The sequence below is a fragment of the Paraplanobispora siamensis genome (genome assembly GCF_016863175.1).
Lineage (GTDB): Bacteria > Actinomycetota > Actinomycetes > Streptosporangiales > Streptosporangiaceae > Planobispora > Planobispora siamensis.
This window is the reverse complement of record NZ_BOOJ01000029.1, coordinates 192,582-205,265: the sequence shown is the minus strand read 5'-3', so window position 1 is coordinate 205,265 and position 12,684 is coordinate 192,582. Positions and strand designations below refer to the sequence as shown.

Here is a 12,684-nt window from a genome sequence, read left to right as displayed (position 1 = left end):
GCACGCTATCGAGATCGCTGACGCGTGGCCGTCAGAATGAGGTCACATTATGATCACTATGATCATCGGGGCACGGACGTCGGCCGCCGTCAGCCGCCGGAGGTGTCGAGCTCGGCGTCGGCGCAGGGCACGGCCAGGTCGTAGGGGTCGTCCAGCCAGCCCGCGGGCAGGTGGACCCGGTCGCGGGCGTGGGTCTTGCCGCGCGGCGCGTCCACACCGTCGGGCCAGGGCTGGGCCGGGTCGAGCTCGGCCAGGCCCGCGCGCAGCTCGGCCAGGGAGTTCGAGGTCGCCAGGCGGCGGCGCAGGTCGGCGCCGACGGTGAAGCCCTTGAGATACCAGCCGACGTGCTTGCGGAAGTCGGCCACGGCGTGCTGCTCGCTGCCGAAGGTCTCGGCCAGCAGCGTGGCGTGCCGGTCCATGGTCGCGGCGACCTCGCCGAGCGCCGGGCGGGCCCGCTCGCCGCTGCCCTCGCAGGCGGCGGCCAGGTCGCGGAAGAGCCACGGGCGGCCCAGGCAGCCCCGGCCCACCACCACTCCGTCGCACCCGGTCGACTCCATCATCCGCAGCGCGTCGTCGGCGCTCCAGATGTCGCCGTTGCCGAGCACCGGGATCTCGGTGACGGCCTCCTTGAGCCGCGCGATCGCCTCCCAGTCGGCCGTGCCGCCGTAGTGCTGGATCGCGGTACGGCCGTGCAGCGCGACCGCCGAGATGCCCTCCTCCACCGCGATGCGCCCGGCGTCCAGGTAGGTCAGGTGGTCGTCGTCGATGCCCTTGCGCATCTTCATGGTCACCGGGAGCGTCCCGGCGTTGCGCACGGCCTCGCGCAGGATGGCGCGGAGCAGGTTGCGCTTGTACGGCAGCGCGGAGCCGCCGCCGCGCCGGGTCACCTTGGGCACCGGGCAGCCGAAGTTGAGGTCGATGTGGTCGGCCAGGCCCTCCTCGGCGATCATCCGCACGGCCCGGCCGACGGTGACGGGGTCCACCCCGTAGAGCTGGATGCTCCGGAGCCTCTCCTGCGGCGCGAAGCGGATCATCTTGAGCGTCTTGGCGTTGCGCTCGACCAGCGCCCGCGTCGTGATCATCTCGCAGACGAACAGCCCGCCGCCCTGCTCGCGGCAGAGCGTGCGGAACGGCGCGTTGGTGATCCCGGCCATGGGCGCGAGGACCACCGGCGGCCAGACCTCAAGCGAACCCAGCTTCAACGACTCCACCTGGCGTTTCTACCGCACCCGGCGGGGTGGGACGAACCGGTCCCCGGCGACGGCGCGAGGCCCGTACGGGCGCGCGGTTACGCACCCGCCCGGAAAACCCGCTAGAGTTCTCTCGACGCCGCGGGGGAAAACACCCGGCGGGCGCGCGGAAGTGGCTCAGTGGTAGAGCATCACCTTGCCAAGGTGAGGGTCGCGGGTTCGAATCCCGTCTTCCGCTCTGATCTCACCCGAGGACGATTAGCTCAGCGGGAGAGCGCTTCCCTGACACGGAAGAGGTCACTGGTTCAATCCCAGTATCGTCCACCACCCGGCCGGTTCCCCGGCCCCGCCGAAAGCCCCGGTCCACGACCGGGGCTTTTCGCTGTTCCCGGTCTCAGCCCGCGGCCGAAGACGCACCCATGGCCGTCGCGCCCCGCACGAGATCGCACCGTGGACGAGATCGCACCGTGGACGAGATCGCATCACGAACCAGATCGACGCGACAGGTAGGAAATTTCCTACGTATAGTGGGCCCATGAACATCACACACGCGCGATTCGTCACCCTGCCCGTCTCCGGCCGGGAACGGGCCAAGGACTTCTACGTCACCGCCCCCGGATTCCAGGTCATCGCCGACCGGCAGCTGGGACCGGTGCGGTGGCTGCGGGTGGGGCCGGCCGGGGCGCAGGTGGAGGGCCCGGTGGACCTGCCCTGGGGACGGCAGGCGACGCTGGGCGACCCCGGCGGCAACGGCTTCGTCCTGGCCGCGCCCGTCCCGGCCGGTTTCTGAAGAACCGGCGTGGACACCCGGCGGATCTCCGAAGACCGGATCTTCGCGGCCCTGGCCAGCCCGGTGCGCCGGGAGGTGCTGCGACTGCTCCGGGAGGAGGGACCGCAGCCGGTGCAGCAGCTGGCCGGGCACTTCGCGATGGCACGGCCGAGCTTCTCCGAGCACCTGCGGGTGCTGCGCGAGGCCGGGCTGGTCACCGAACGCAAGGTGGGCCGGCAGCGGCTGTACGAACTCGAGGCGGTGCCGCTGAACGAGGTGCAGCAGTGGCTGAACCCGTTCGAGCGGTTCTGGCGCGACAGGCTCTCCGGGCTGTGTGACCTGCTCGACCGGATGGACGACGAGCCGGACCGGCCGGACGGGGAGCCATGAGCGACGACGACCTGACCACCCTCCACCTCGACCAGTTCCTCGCGCACCCGCCCGCCAAGGTGTGGCGGGCGCTGACCGAGCCCGAGCTGCTCGCCCAGTGGCTGATGCCCGGAGATTTCCGGCTGGAGGTCGGGCACCGGTACACCATGCGGGCCGTTCCCATGCCCGGCACCGGGTTCTCCGGCACCGGGTTCTCCGGCACCGTCCTGGCCGAGGTGCTCGCCTACGAGACCGGCAGGATGCTCAAGATCGGCTGGCGTGACGCCGCCCCCGGCCACGACACCGGCTGGACGATCACCTGGACCCTGGAGCCGGAGGGCAGCGGCACCCGGCTGTTCCTCCTGCACGAGGGCTTCGACCCGGACGACCCGCTGCAGCGGCGGGCCCGCTCGATCATGGGCGGCGGCTGGCGCTCAATGGTGCTGCGCGACCTGGAAGCCGCTCTCGCCCGCCTCTAGAACCCGATGACGCCTCCGGAGGCCGCGGTCACACCCCTTCCCTCATCAAAGATCGGATCATCACATGTCTGAGATCGCCGACCGGTTCGACCGCCTCGCGGGTGACTTCCTGGACCGCGTGCGGGCCGTACCGGCCGATCGCTGGGACCGCCCGAGCCCGTGCGCGGGATGGACCGCCCGCGACGTCGTGACGCACGTCGTCAACGGGCACCGCGGCATCATCGCGGCCGTACGCGGCACCGCGCCCCGGCCCTCGCACGGCGTCGGAGTGTCCGGCATGGCCGACGCCCCGGCGGCCGAGCCCGGCGCCGACCTCGCCGCCGCCTACGCCGAGGTCCGGGCGGGGATGCGGGAGATCCTCACCGATCCGCGCCTGGCCGCCACGCCGCTGCCCTTCACCCCGATCGGGCCCGTCCCGGTCGAGCAGGCCGCCGACGTCGTGGGGGCGCTGGAACTGCTCGTGCACACCTGGGACCTCGCCCGCGCCGTCGGCGGTGACGAGACCCTTGACCGCGAGGCCGTCGCCAGGACCCACGAGAGACTGCGCCCCCGCTACGCCGCCCTCCAGGCGACCGAGGCGTTCGGGCCGCAGACCGCTCCCCCGCCGGGGGCCGACCCGCAGACGGCGTTCCTGTACTTCACCGGCCGCCGTCCCTGACCCGGTCCTGCCGTTTCCCGGCCGGGTCCGGGACGTCCTACCCGCCGCCCGGCCGTACGCGTCCCGCCGGGGCGTCTACGCGTGCGGGTAGGGAGTGGTGTAGCCCTGCGCGGGGGGATAGCCCTGCGCGGGGGCGGCGTAGCCCTGTGGATGGGTCTGCCCCTGCGCGGGCGCCTGCGGGGGATAGTGCTGCGGGACGGGCGGCTGCGGAGGCAGCTGGACGGGGGCGTTGCGGCGCTCGGCGGCTCCGCACGCGGCACCGCCGATCATCAGTCCCACTCCCACCCAGGTGATGACCAGCGACTGCTGCGCCTCCTTCGGCTCGTCCGAGAAGGAGAGGCCCACGCCGAAGAACAGCGCGATGCAGCCGAAGGTGAGGAAAAGGATGCGGCCGACCATGCGGGAGAGTTTAACCCCCGCACCTCCGATCACGATCGCCACTGCGGGCACTCTGGCCTTCCACCGGGCGGCGTCGCGGGATAGACCGGATGACATGACGGATCTCAGCCGCGTCAACGCGTGGATCGACGCCTACGTCCGCGCCTGGAACTCCAACGACCGCGCGCACATCGGTGCCCTGTTCACCGAGGACGCCGCCTACTACACCGCCCCGTTCGACCCGCCGTGGCGTGGCCGCGAGGAGATCGTCTCAGGCTGGCTGGACCGCAGGGACGAACCGGGCGAGACCACCTTCACCTGGGCCCCGCTGAGCGTCACCAGCGAGGTGGCCGTCATCCAGGGGACCACCGCCTACCCCGACCGCGTCTACAGCAACCTGTGGGTGATCCGGCTCGACAGGGCCGGGCGCTGCCGCGAGTTCACCGAGTGGTGGATGGAGCATCCCCGGTCGTGAGGACGGGCCCGTACGCCGTGACCTTCCCGGACGGTCGGGTCGGAGGACCGTACCGGGCGGGCGGGTGCGCCGTTGGACCCGCTCGCCCGGACGGTGGCTCTGTCGGTGGCTCTGTCGGTGGCTCTGCCGGCGGTGCTGCCGGCGGTACGGCCCGCGGACCGGCTGGCTCGGTCAGCCCAGCCCGTTCAGCCGGCCCAGCCCGTTCAGCCGGCTCAGTCCGCGATGTAGCTGATCGAACGAACGTCGTAGCCGGTGGTCTTCGAACCGCGGACGTGCATGAACATGGCGCCGCCCTCGTAGGAGTAGGCGCACGCGTAGCCCTTGGGCTCCTTCGAGCAGCCCTGGAAGGTGTAGGCCACGCCCTTCGGGTCGTACTTCACCCGGAACAGCCTGTCCACGGCACCCTTACGGGCGGCCTCCAGACCGCTGTAGCGGTCATGGCGCTTCCAGGAGGCGAACAGGTGCCTGGCGGCGGCGGAGGGGGTGGTGAAGGGGCGCGACTGGTAGACCTTCGTCACCTTCGATCCGGAGACGACCATCAGGATGCCGTCGAGCCCGCCCGGCACGTTCACGCTGGTGTGCACGAACCGGCAGACGTCACCGGTGCACCCGGCGAACTCGTCCGGGGCGCGGTAGACGTAGGAGAACACCTTCTTCACCGCGGAGGGCGTGGCCACCCGGGCGGCGGCGGCGCGGTCACCGCGCAGCCAGGCCCTGAACAGCTTCTTGGCCGCCGTGGCGGGGGCCGCGGCGGTGGCCGTGGAGGCCGGCGCCTGGGCCGGGACGGCCGCCTGCGCGGAGGCCTGGGTGAAAGGGAACATCAGCGCCGCGCTCGCGGTGATCGCGGCGCCGCCGAGAATCAGTCGTCTGGACACACTCGGACGTTAGAGGGCCGGGCTTGCACGCGGATTGACCGCGGCTTGCAGCCCCGTCCGCCGCCGCGCGCCGTAGGTTGGACCGGAAACCGAGAATGATCATCGAGATCGGAGGCGGATGTGGGCCGTTCCTATGTGGTGACGGGCGCGGGCCGCGGCGTCGGCCGGGCCGTGGTCGAGCGGCTGCTCGGCGACGCCGACCGTACCGGCCGCGTGGTCGCGATCGAGTTCGACGCGGCCGCGCTGGCCTGGGTGGAGAGTCACCCCGGCGGATCGCGGGTCAGGGCGGTGATCGGCGACGCCGGTGACGAGGCCGTCGCCGAGCGGGCCGCCGACGCCGCGCAGGAGGGCGGCACGCTGGCGGGCTGGGTCAACAACGCCGCGGTGTTCCGCGACGCCTCGGTCCACTCGGCCTCCGCCCGGACGGTGCTGGATCTCGTCACGGCCAACCTCGCCCCCGCCCTCGCCGGCTGCACCACGGCCGTGCGCCGTTTCCTCGCGGCGGGGACGCCCGGGGCGATCGTCAACGTCTCCTCGCACCAGGCGAGCCGGGCGGTGCCGGGCTGCACGCCGTACGTGACCGCCAAGGCCGCGATCGAGGGGCTGACCCGCGCGCTCGCCGTCGAGTACGGCCCGCGCGGCATCCGGGTCAACGCCGTCGCGCTGGGATCGATCCGCACCGAACGCTACGACGAGTTCCTCGACCGGCAGGGAACCGACGGCGCCGCGCGGATCGAGCACGAGATGGCGCTGCTGCACCCGCTGGGCCGGGTGGGACGGCCCGAGGAGGTCGCCGCCGCGATCTTCCACCTGCTCTCCGACGAGGCGAGCTTCATCAACGGCGCGACCGTGCCCGTCGACGGCGGGCGCTCGGTCCTCGCACGCGACCCCGAGGCCCACGAGCCCGGAACTCAGTGATCCGCCCCCGTGAGCCCGAGCCGCCCGGAGCCGGCGGGCCGGGGTGAGCGCTCCCGGGCCGGCGGGGAAGGATGAGCCGCAGGGGGCGTACCGGGGGGAGAAGCGTGAACGTCGATGTGCAGGGCCGGATGCGACGGCTGTCGGTGATGGCGCCGTCCATCGTCCAGTGCGCCGTGGCCTCCTCGCTGGCCTGGGTCGTGGCCAAGGACCTGCTCGGCCACGAGCGTCCCTTCTTCGCGCCGATCGCCGTGGTGATCTGCATCGGCGTCGCCGTCGGCCAGCGGCTGCGCCGCCTGGCGGAGATGGTCGTCGGGGTGAGCCTGGGCGTGGGCGTCGGAGACCTGCTGATCATCCAGATCGGCTCCGGCCCGTGGCAGATCGCCCTCGTCGTCGCCCTGGCCATGGGCGCCGCGGTCCTGCTGGACAGCGGGTCGCTGATCGTGGTGCAGGCGGCGTCGTCGGCCGTCCTGGTCGCCACGCTGCTGCCGCCCACCGGGACCGGCGGGCTGGACCGGATGGTCGACGCCCTGCTCGGCGGTGCGCTGGGCATCGCCGCCACCGCCCTGCTGCCCGCCAGCCCCGCGGCCATCGCCCACCGGCACGCGGCCGCCGTCCTGGAGGCACTGGCCTCCGCCCTGCGCGGCACGGCGGAGGCCCTGGACGCCTCCGACGCGGAACTGGCCACCGACACGCTGGAGGAGGTCAGGGGGACGCAGAAGGCGGTGGACGACCTCGATACGGCCCTGAAGACGGGAAGGGAGATCGCCTCCATCGCGCCGACGCGCCGCCGCCTGCGCCGCCAGCTCCTGCGCTACGAGACGGCCGCCGAGCCCGTCGACCACGCGCTGCGCAACACCCGCGTCCTCACCCGGCGGGCCGTCGTCGCCCTGGCCGAGGGGGAGCAGCCGCCCGCCGCGATCTCCCTGACCCTGCGCGAGCTCGCCGACGCCGTGCTGCTGTTCCGCGACGAGCTCGCGGCCGGTGAGCGGCCGTCGGGCACCAGGGAGGCGGTCACGGGAGCGGCCGCCCGGCTGCGCGACGTCCCCGTCGAAGGCACGGGTCTGTCCACCGGCGCCATGACCGCCCAGCTGCGCTCGGTCGTCGTCGACCTGCTGCTGGCCACCGGCCTCGACCACGAGACGGCCGCGGCCTCCCTGCCGCCCCGCCCCCGCCCACCCGGCTGACCCCACCGCCCGCTGCGGGACCGCCCCCGGATCGACCACCTGGCCACTCGGCGACCGGCTGCCCGGTCATGCCGGTACCGGTCGCCGCCGCACCGGAATGGGACCGGTCGCCGAGCCGGTCGCCCGGATAACCCGTTGCCCGGCCGGAAGCCGGTGGACCACCCTGGGGCCCATGAACGTCCCCTACCGGCAGGTCCGCGCCGTCCACACCGATGATTCGATCACCGTCTACCAGGCCTACTCCCCCGCCGTCGCCGGGCCCGCCGTCGCCGCGCAGCGGTTCGTCCCGCCCTTCAAGCGGGAGCGGATGACGTGGATCAAACCGTCGTTCCTGTGGATGATGTACCGCTGCGGCTGGGCGACCAAGCCCGACCAGGAGCGCGTGCTGGCGGTCGAGATCACCCGCGAGGGCTTCGAGTGGGCGCTGGCGCATTCCTGTCTGAGCCATGCCGGACCCGGCGTCGACCGGGCCGCCTGGGCCGGGCGGCTCCGGCGGAGCCCGGTGCGCGTCCAGTGGGACCCCGAACGCGACCTGCGCCTGAACGCCCTGCCGTACCGGTCCATCCAGATCGGGCTCTCCCGCGAGGCCGTCGGCCGCTATCTCGACGAGTGGACGCTCTCCGTCACCGACATCACCCCCCGGGTCCACGAGATCCACGCCGCCCTGCGCGAGCACGACCGTGACCGGGCCACGGCGCTGCTGCCCGCCGAACGCCCCTATCCTCTGTCCCCGGAGCTCGTCCTGGCCGTCGACGCCACACCTGCCGACGGCGGATCCGGACCGTACGGCGCGCCCGGGACGGACCGCGCGGCCACCGGCTGACTCAGGCCCGCCCGCCCGGCCGGGGACGGGCGTTGCGGAGCCTGATGCCGCTCCAGCCCAGCGAGCTGACGGTCACCGCGTCCCAGAACTCCCACAGGTTGTCCAGCAGCCTCAGCTGGATGCCCGCCTCCTCGTGCAGGCGCAGCAGGTCGCCGACCGGCTCGGGCGGGCCCAGGGGCTCGACGGGCTCGGTGGAGACCATCGCGTTCGGCACCGGCTCGCCCACCGGGACGAACTTCTCCGCCGGCAGGCGGTAGCCGTACAACCGCACGCTCAGGAACGCCTCCAGCCATCCGTACTCGATCACGTGGACCCGCCGCCCGCAGCCGGGCCCGACGATCCGCTCGCGGTCGGCGTCCGTCGTGCCGGGCACCGTCCAGGCCATGGCGCGCGGGCACTGGCGGGGGAACCAGTAGTCGGGGCAGCGATCGGAGTCCACCGCCCAGACGTAGGCCCCGGACCTGCGCGCCGTGGCCGCCACGTGCGGGACGAACCGGGTGATCGTCGGGTCCTCGGAGAAGTGCAGCACCTGACCGGGTTCTGGTCGCATGCCGCCGTGTCTACCACCGGCCGCGCCGGTTCCGCCCGTGGATATCCGATGGCCCGTCCGGACCCCGGCCGCTCCGTCCTCGGACCTCGCGGCGACGGCGAGCGGTGAAGGCGCCTCTCTGCCGGACGGTCACCCGGACGGTCACCCGGACGGCCACCCGGAGTGTCGGGTGGATCCCGGCGGGCGGGCCGGCGGGAACCGGCCCGCCCGCGTGCTGCAGGACGGGGAGGACTACCGGACGGCCCCGATCCGGTACCGGCCGCCGTCGCCGCAGCAGAACTCGTAGTCCCTGGTCACATCCCCCTGCAGGATGACCCTGCCGATGACGTCGTTCGGATCGAGGTCGTCCACCTCCATGAGGCGCAGCGCGGCCTGCGGGCGGACGCACTTGTCGACCTCGACCCGCTGGCCTGCGGTCATCGACACGTAGCTCCCGCCCGCCGGCCAGATCTTGACGCCGTCGGCCTCGATGTACACCTCGTCGCGGCCGTTCTCGCTGATCGCGAGGGCCCGGATGCCGTCGAGGAACACGTTGCCGCCGCAGGCGAGCGCGGCGCTCTTCTCGGTCGAGCCGCCGTCGGCGACCGCCGCCGGGGTTCCGGTGAATGCGAGGCCTCCGGCCAGCGTGGTCACGGCCGCGAGCTTGGACAGTTTCCGCCAGGTACGCATGTCAGTTCCCTTCTGCCGCCTCGGCGCGGCGCCCTCCGCCGCCGTTTGCCCGAGCATGGGGGTCCGGGCCGCGGGGACGCCCGTCGAGAGCGTCGCCGCGGCAGCCGCGCCAGGGGCCGTCGTGGATGCTTTCCCATGTCATCGAGGTTGCTCCCGATGAGGCGCGAGCCAAGCGGTCGGCTGCTTCGGAGCTGTTCCGGACCAGCTTCACCGGTCGCCGCGGGCTGCGCCGTCTTCGACGCTACGGTGGACATGGCCTCCTCAACAGGTCCAAACACAGCATCCCCGGCCAGACCAAGTTGGAGTGGCGATGGAGCTGTTCATCGATCCCGACGCTGACCGCAGCGTGACCCGGCAGTTGTACGAACAGATCCGTGACGCGATCCTGAGCGGCCGGCTGGGCCCGGGCGAGCGCCTGACGCCGTCGCGGGCTGTGGCCGCCGAACTCGGCATCGCCCGCTCGACGGTCACGGACGCCTACGAGTCTCTGGCCGCGGAGGGGTACATCGAAGGCCGGGCCGGCGGCGGTACCGCCGTCACCGGCGGGCACGGGCCATACCCGCAGAGCCCGTCGCCCGGTGCGCTCGCCCCTACGCCGCGCAGCGCGGCGCTTCAGCGCTACGACGACGACCCGCAGGCCGAGGCCGCCTTCGACCTACGGCCCGGCCGGGTCGACCCGGACCTGTTCCCCGCCGTCGTGTGGCGCCGGTGCCTGCTGTCCGGCCTGCGCCGGACCTCGGCCCAGTACGGCGACCCCGTCGGCGCCTTCGACCTGCGCGCCGCGTTGTCACGCTGGCTGACCAGCTCGCGGGGCATCACCCTGACGCCGGAGCAGATGGTGGTGACCGCAGGCACCGGGCACGCGATCGACCTCGTGGCCAGGGTCCTGCTCTCCCCGGGTGACGTGGTCGGCGTGGAAGAGCCCGGATATCCGCCGGTGCGGGAACTGCTGCGCTCCCACGGCGTCGACGCGGTGGGCGTGCCGGTCGACGAACACGGCATCGTGGTCGACGCGATCCCGGCGGGCACGCGTCTGGTGTACGTCACACCGTCGCACCAGTACCCGCTCGGCGTGGTTCTGTCCCGCCGTCGCCGGCTGGAGCTGCTGCACTGGGCGGGCCGGCACGGCGCGGCCATCGTGGAAGACGATTACGACAGCGAGTTCCGGCACACCACGCGCCCGCTCGAACCCCTGCACCGCCTCGACCGCGACGGGCGCGTGATCTACGTCGGCACCTTCAGCAAGATCCTGAGCCCCGCGTTGCGGATGGGGTTCATGGTCGCCCCCATGACGCTGGTGCCGGCCATCATCGCCGTACGCCAGGCGATCGACTGGTGCCCCCCGTCGGCCGCCCAGGAGGCGCTGACCGTCTTCGTCGACGGAGGCCATCTCGGCCGCCACCTGCGGCGGGTGCGGGCGGCGTACACTCCGCGCTTCCACCGCATCCACCGTGAACTGCTCGACCGGCTCCCGGCGGGTTACCGGCCGCTGCCGGCCCACGCCGGTCTGCACCTGGCCGTGGTCGGCCCGGACACGGCATCGCAGGACGACCCGGCCCACACCCTCCTGCGGCACGGGGTTCTCGTCGCCTCGCTGCGCCGCTCCTACCAGGACCCCGGGCCGGTCACGGGATTCCTCGTCGGCTTCGGCGCGCTGCCGACCGAGCAGACCGCCGCCGCCGTAGACACCCTCGCCACCGGCCTCACCGCTCTGACCGGCAGGTGACCAACGGGGTGATGAGGGGGGCTCGCCTCGTCGGGTGGGCGGTGGCACACTGCGGGAATGAGGTGGCTCTTCACCACGGACGTCACCGACTTCCCCGCGGCGGCCGAGGGATGGCTCCGCCGTGATCCGGTGCGCGCCACGGTGCCGCTGACCGTGCTGGCGCGGATCCGCCGGGGGATGTGGAGTGACGGGGTGCTCCTGGGGTGGCTGGTCTCCGGCGGATCAGGCCGGGAGGTGCGCGGCGTCGTGCTGCACACCCCTCCCTATCCGCTTCTGCTGTCCGACCTGCCCGGCGAGGCGGTGGCCCCGCTCGCCGAGGCGCTGCGCGGTCGTGACCTGTCGGGTGTGGACGGGCCCGTGCCCCTGGTCGAGTCGTTCACCGCGGCGTGGGGCAGGCCCGAGCGGGAGCGGATGTCCATGCGGCTGTACCGCCTGGGCACGCTCCAGGACGCCGCGGCCGCCGGGACCGCCCGCCTGGCCGACCGCGACGACCTCGACCTGGTCGCCGGATGGCACCACGCGTTCTTCGCCGAGGCCGAGCCCAGCGGTCTCGGCGACGACATCGCCGCCCGGGTGGAGACCCGGATCCGCGACCGGGAGCTGGTGCTGTGGGAGGCCGCCGGATCGCCGGTGGCGCTGGCCGGGTTCTCCACGCCGATCGCCGGGATGTCGCGCATCGGCCCGGTCTACACCCCGCCCGGCTTCCGTCGGCGCGGGTACGGCGCCGCCGCCACCCACGCCGCCACGCGGATCGCCATGGGCCGGGGAGCCGAGCAGGTGCTGCTCTTCACCGACCTGTCCAACCCCACCTCGAACTCCATCTATCAGGCTCTCGGCTACCGGCCCGTGGGCGACCACGCGATGGTCTACTTCGACCAGGCGGGCGAGTCCTGAAACGACGGGCGGGTACGGCCGCGCGCCCCAGGTGATGAACCCGACATCGGGCCCGTCGCCTGGGGCGCGTCGCCGTACCCGCTCTCGGTTCCGGGGTTCACCCGGTCAGGCCGCGCCGACCCCGAACACCTCGGCGAGCTCCATCTGCGCGCACAGGCGCGCCAGGCGTGGGGGCAGGCCGACGATTCTCAGGTGGCCGGAGACCGTGGCGAGCCGCCAGCGGATGCCCAGCAGCAGGTTCCAGCCGGCGCCGTCGCAGGAGTCGAGCGCGCTGGCGTCGAGGATGAGGAAGCGGTGGCCCTTGTCCACCAGCTCGGTCAGTACGCCGCCGAGGATGCAGGCCGTCGACATCGTCAGGTCCCCGACGAGTGTGACGACCGTCTGCTCCGTCTCGGAGCCGACCACGAGCTTCAGGTCGGCGGTGCGCGAGGGGAGGACGGCGGGGGGAAGGGGCGCGGGAGGGAGTGGCCGCACGGGTTCTATCTCCGGCGGGAGCGCGGCCGGCGACATGAGCACCGACGGGACCGCAGCGGCAGGACCGGCCTTGGAAAAGGCAAGACTTCCCATAGCGACCAACTTCCTCGGAAGAACGGTAAAAGCGTGCTAACCACACAGATGGGAGGTTTCTGGCTATTTACCCACGAATGATGCTATATCACTTTGAGTAGCCGAGCCATTACAGCGCAGCATAATCGCAACATGAGGAATCTCACTTCAGGCACAGGAA

The 12,684-nt window shown here is 72.7% G+C and carries 16 protein-coding genes and 2 tRNA genes; 12 read left to right on the top strand and 6 right to left on the bottom strand.

Annotation, left to right across the window (positions count from 1 at the left end; translation table 11 throughout):
- Window positions 1–89: 89 nt before the first annotated feature.
- Entirely contained in the window at window positions 90–1,211 is a 1,122-nt protein-coding gene (gene dusB / locus Psi01_RS17230) for a tRNA dihydrouridine synthase DusB (RefSeq protein WP_204065032.1), read from the bottom strand.
- A 145-nt stretch (window positions 1,212–1,356) separates the two neighbouring features.
- Here dusB and Psi01_RS17225 point away from each other — a divergent pair.
- The 6 genes from Psi01_RS17225 (at window position 1,357) to Psi01_RS17200 (ending at window position 3,465) form a co-directional block, all read left to right on the top strand.
- Window positions 1,357–1,428 (top strand) — tRNA-Gly (locus Psi01_RS17225).
- Between the two features lie 14 nt (window positions 1,429–1,442).
- A tRNA-Val gene (locus Psi01_RS17220) sits at window positions 1,443–1,517 on the top strand.
- A gap of 208 nt (window positions 1,518–1,725) precedes the next feature.
- Window positions 1,726–1,980: a VOC family protein gene (locus Psi01_RS17215; protein ID WP_204065031.1), complete on the top strand. Its 255-nt coding sequence runs from the start codon at window positions 1,726–1,728 to the stop codon at window positions 1,978–1,980.
- 9 nt (window positions 1,981–1,989) lie between these two features.
- Complete coding sequence (locus Psi01_RS17210; protein ID WP_275424531.1) at window positions 1,990–2,349, top strand: ArsR/SmtB family transcription factor; 360 nt, start codon at window positions 1,990–1,992, stop codon at window positions 2,347–2,349.
- The gene (locus tag Psi01_RS17205; RefSeq protein ID WP_204065030.1) at window positions 2,346–2,807 is read left to right on the top strand and encodes an SRPBCC family protein; all 462 of its coding nucleotides are present in this window, start codon (window positions 2,346–2,348) and stop codon (window positions 2,805–2,807) included. Before Psi01_RS17210 ends, Psi01_RS17205 begins: the two co-directional genes overlap by 4 nt.
- A 64-nt stretch (window positions 2,808–2,871) precedes the next feature.
- The gene (locus Psi01_RS17200) at window positions 2,872–3,465 is read left to right on the top strand and encodes a TIGR03086 family metal-binding protein (protein WP_204065029.1); all 594 of its coding nucleotides are present in this window, start codon (window positions 2,872–2,874) and stop codon (window positions 3,463–3,465) included.
- 75 nt (window positions 3,466–3,540) lie between these two features.
- Here Psi01_RS17200 and Psi01_RS17195 read toward each other — a convergent pair whose 3' ends face one another.
- Entirely contained in the window at window positions 3,541–3,864 is a 324-nt protein-coding gene (locus tag Psi01_RS17195; RefSeq protein ID WP_204065028.1) for a hypothetical protein, read from the bottom strand.
- 94 nt (window positions 3,865–3,958) lie between these two features.
- Here Psi01_RS17195 and Psi01_RS17190 point away from each other — a divergent pair, with 94 nt between their 5' ends.
- Complete coding sequence (locus Psi01_RS17190; protein ID WP_204065027.1) at window positions 3,959–4,318, top strand: nuclear transport factor 2 family protein; 360 nt, start codon at window positions 3,959–3,961, stop codon at window positions 4,316–4,318.
- Between the two features lie 212 nt (window positions 4,319–4,530).
- Here Psi01_RS17190 and Psi01_RS17185 read toward each other — a convergent pair whose 3' ends face one another.
- Window positions 4,531–5,193: a hypothetical protein gene (locus Psi01_RS17185; protein WP_204065026.1), complete on the bottom strand. Its 663-nt coding sequence runs from the start codon at window positions 5,191–5,193 to the stop codon at window positions 4,531–4,533.
- Between the two features lie 120 nt (window positions 5,194–5,313).
- On the opposite strand from Psi01_RS17185, the gene Psi01_RS17180 reads away from it, so the two are divergent.
- The 3 genes from Psi01_RS17180 to Psi01_RS17170 all read left to right on the top strand — a co-directional run bounded on the left by Psi01_RS17180 (window position 5,314) and on the right by Psi01_RS17170 (window position 8,118).
- Window positions 5,314–6,111: an SDR family NAD(P)-dependent oxidoreductase gene (locus Psi01_RS17180; RefSeq protein WP_239127784.1), complete on the top strand. Its 798-nt coding sequence runs from the start codon at window positions 5,314–5,316 to the stop codon at window positions 6,109–6,111.
- Between the two features lie 104 nt (window positions 6,112–6,215).
- Window positions 6,216–7,295: an FUSC family protein gene (locus tag Psi01_RS17175; RefSeq protein ID WP_239127783.1), complete on the top strand. Its 1,080-nt coding sequence runs from the start codon at window positions 6,216–6,218 to the stop codon at window positions 7,293–7,295.
- A 172-nt stretch (window positions 7,296–7,467) separates the two neighbouring features.
- Window positions 7,468–8,118 carry a DUF4291 domain-containing protein gene (locus tag Psi01_RS17170; RefSeq protein ID WP_204065024.1) on the top strand — a complete coding sequence of 217 codons (651 nt, stop codon included), beginning with the start codon at window positions 7,468–7,470 and terminating at the stop codon, window positions 8,116–8,118.
- Window position 8,119: 1 nt separating this feature from the next.
- On the opposite strand, the gene Psi01_RS17165 is transcribed toward Psi01_RS17170, so the two are convergent.
- Both Psi01_RS17165 and Psi01_RS17160 read right to left on the bottom strand, forming a co-directional pair.
- The gene (locus tag Psi01_RS17165; RefSeq protein WP_204065023.1) at window positions 8,120–8,668 is read right to left on the bottom strand and encodes a DUF6886 family protein; all 549 of its coding nucleotides are present in this window, start codon (window positions 8,666–8,668) and stop codon (window positions 8,120–8,122) included.
- A 231-nt stretch (window positions 8,669–8,899) separates the two neighbouring features.
- On the bottom strand, window positions 8,900–9,337 hold the full coding sequence (locus Psi01_RS17160) for a hypothetical protein (RefSeq protein ID WP_204065022.1): 438 nt from the start codon (window positions 9,335–9,337) through the stop codon (window positions 8,900–8,902).
- Window positions 9,338–9,647: 310 nt separating this feature from the next.
- Between Psi01_RS17160 and pdxR the strand changes: the two genes are divergently transcribed.
- Entirely contained in the window at window positions 9,648–11,063 is a 1,416-nt protein-coding gene (pdxR, locus tag Psi01_RS17155) for a MocR-like pyridoxine biosynthesis transcription factor PdxR (protein WP_204065021.1), read from the top strand.
- 57 nt (window positions 11,064–11,120) lie between these two features.
- Window positions 11,121–11,957, top strand: coding sequence for a GNAT family N-acetyltransferase (locus tag Psi01_RS17150; RefSeq protein WP_204065020.1), 837 nt, complete (start codon window positions 11,121–11,123; stop codon window positions 11,955–11,957).
- A gap of 105 nt (window positions 11,958–12,062) precedes the next feature.
- On the opposite strand, the gene Psi01_RS17145 is transcribed toward Psi01_RS17150, so the two are convergent.
- A complete protein-coding gene (locus Psi01_RS17145; protein WP_204065019.1) occupies window positions 12,063–12,431 on the bottom strand; it encodes an STAS domain-containing protein in 369 nt (122 codons plus the stop codon).
- Window positions 12,432–12,684 lie beyond the last annotated feature (253 nt).

Coding starts and splice junctions, on each gene's coding strand:
- Psi01_RS17165 (WP_204065023.1), bottom strand. CDS start 8,668: ATGCGACCAGAACCCGGTCAGGTGCTGCACTTCTCCGAGGACCCGACG.
- pdxR (WP_204065021.1), top strand. CDS start 9,648: ATGGAGCTGTTCATCGATCCCGACGCTGACCGCAGCGTGACCCGGCAG.
- Psi01_RS17150 (WP_204065020.1), top strand. CDS start 11,121: ATGAGGTGGCTCTTCACCACGGACGTCACCGACTTCCCCGCGGCGGCC.
- Psi01_RS17170 (WP_204065024.1), top strand. CDS start 7,468: ATGAACGTCCCCTACCGGCAGGTCCGCGCCGTCCACACCGATGATTCG.
- Psi01_RS17215 (WP_204065031.1), top strand. CDS start 1,726: ATGAACATCACACACGCGCGATTCGTCACCCTGCCCGTCTCCGGCCGG.
- Psi01_RS17195 (WP_204065028.1), bottom strand. CDS start 3,864: ATGGTCGGCCGCATCCTTTTCCTCACCTTCGGCTGCATCGCGCTGTTC.
- Psi01_RS17160 (WP_204065022.1), bottom strand. CDS start 9,337: ATGCGTACCTGGCGGAAACTGTCCAAGCTCGCGGCCGTGACCACGCTG.
- Psi01_RS17200 (WP_204065029.1), top strand. CDS start 2,872: ATGTCTGAGATCGCCGACCGGTTCGACCGCCTCGCGGGTGACTTCCTG.
- Psi01_RS17190 (WP_204065027.1), top strand. CDS start 3,959: ATGACGGATCTCAGCCGCGTCAACGCGTGGATCGACGCCTACGTCCGC.
- Psi01_RS17205 (WP_204065030.1), top strand. CDS start 2,346: ATGAGCGACGACGACCTGACCACCCTCCACCTCGACCAGTTCCTCGCG.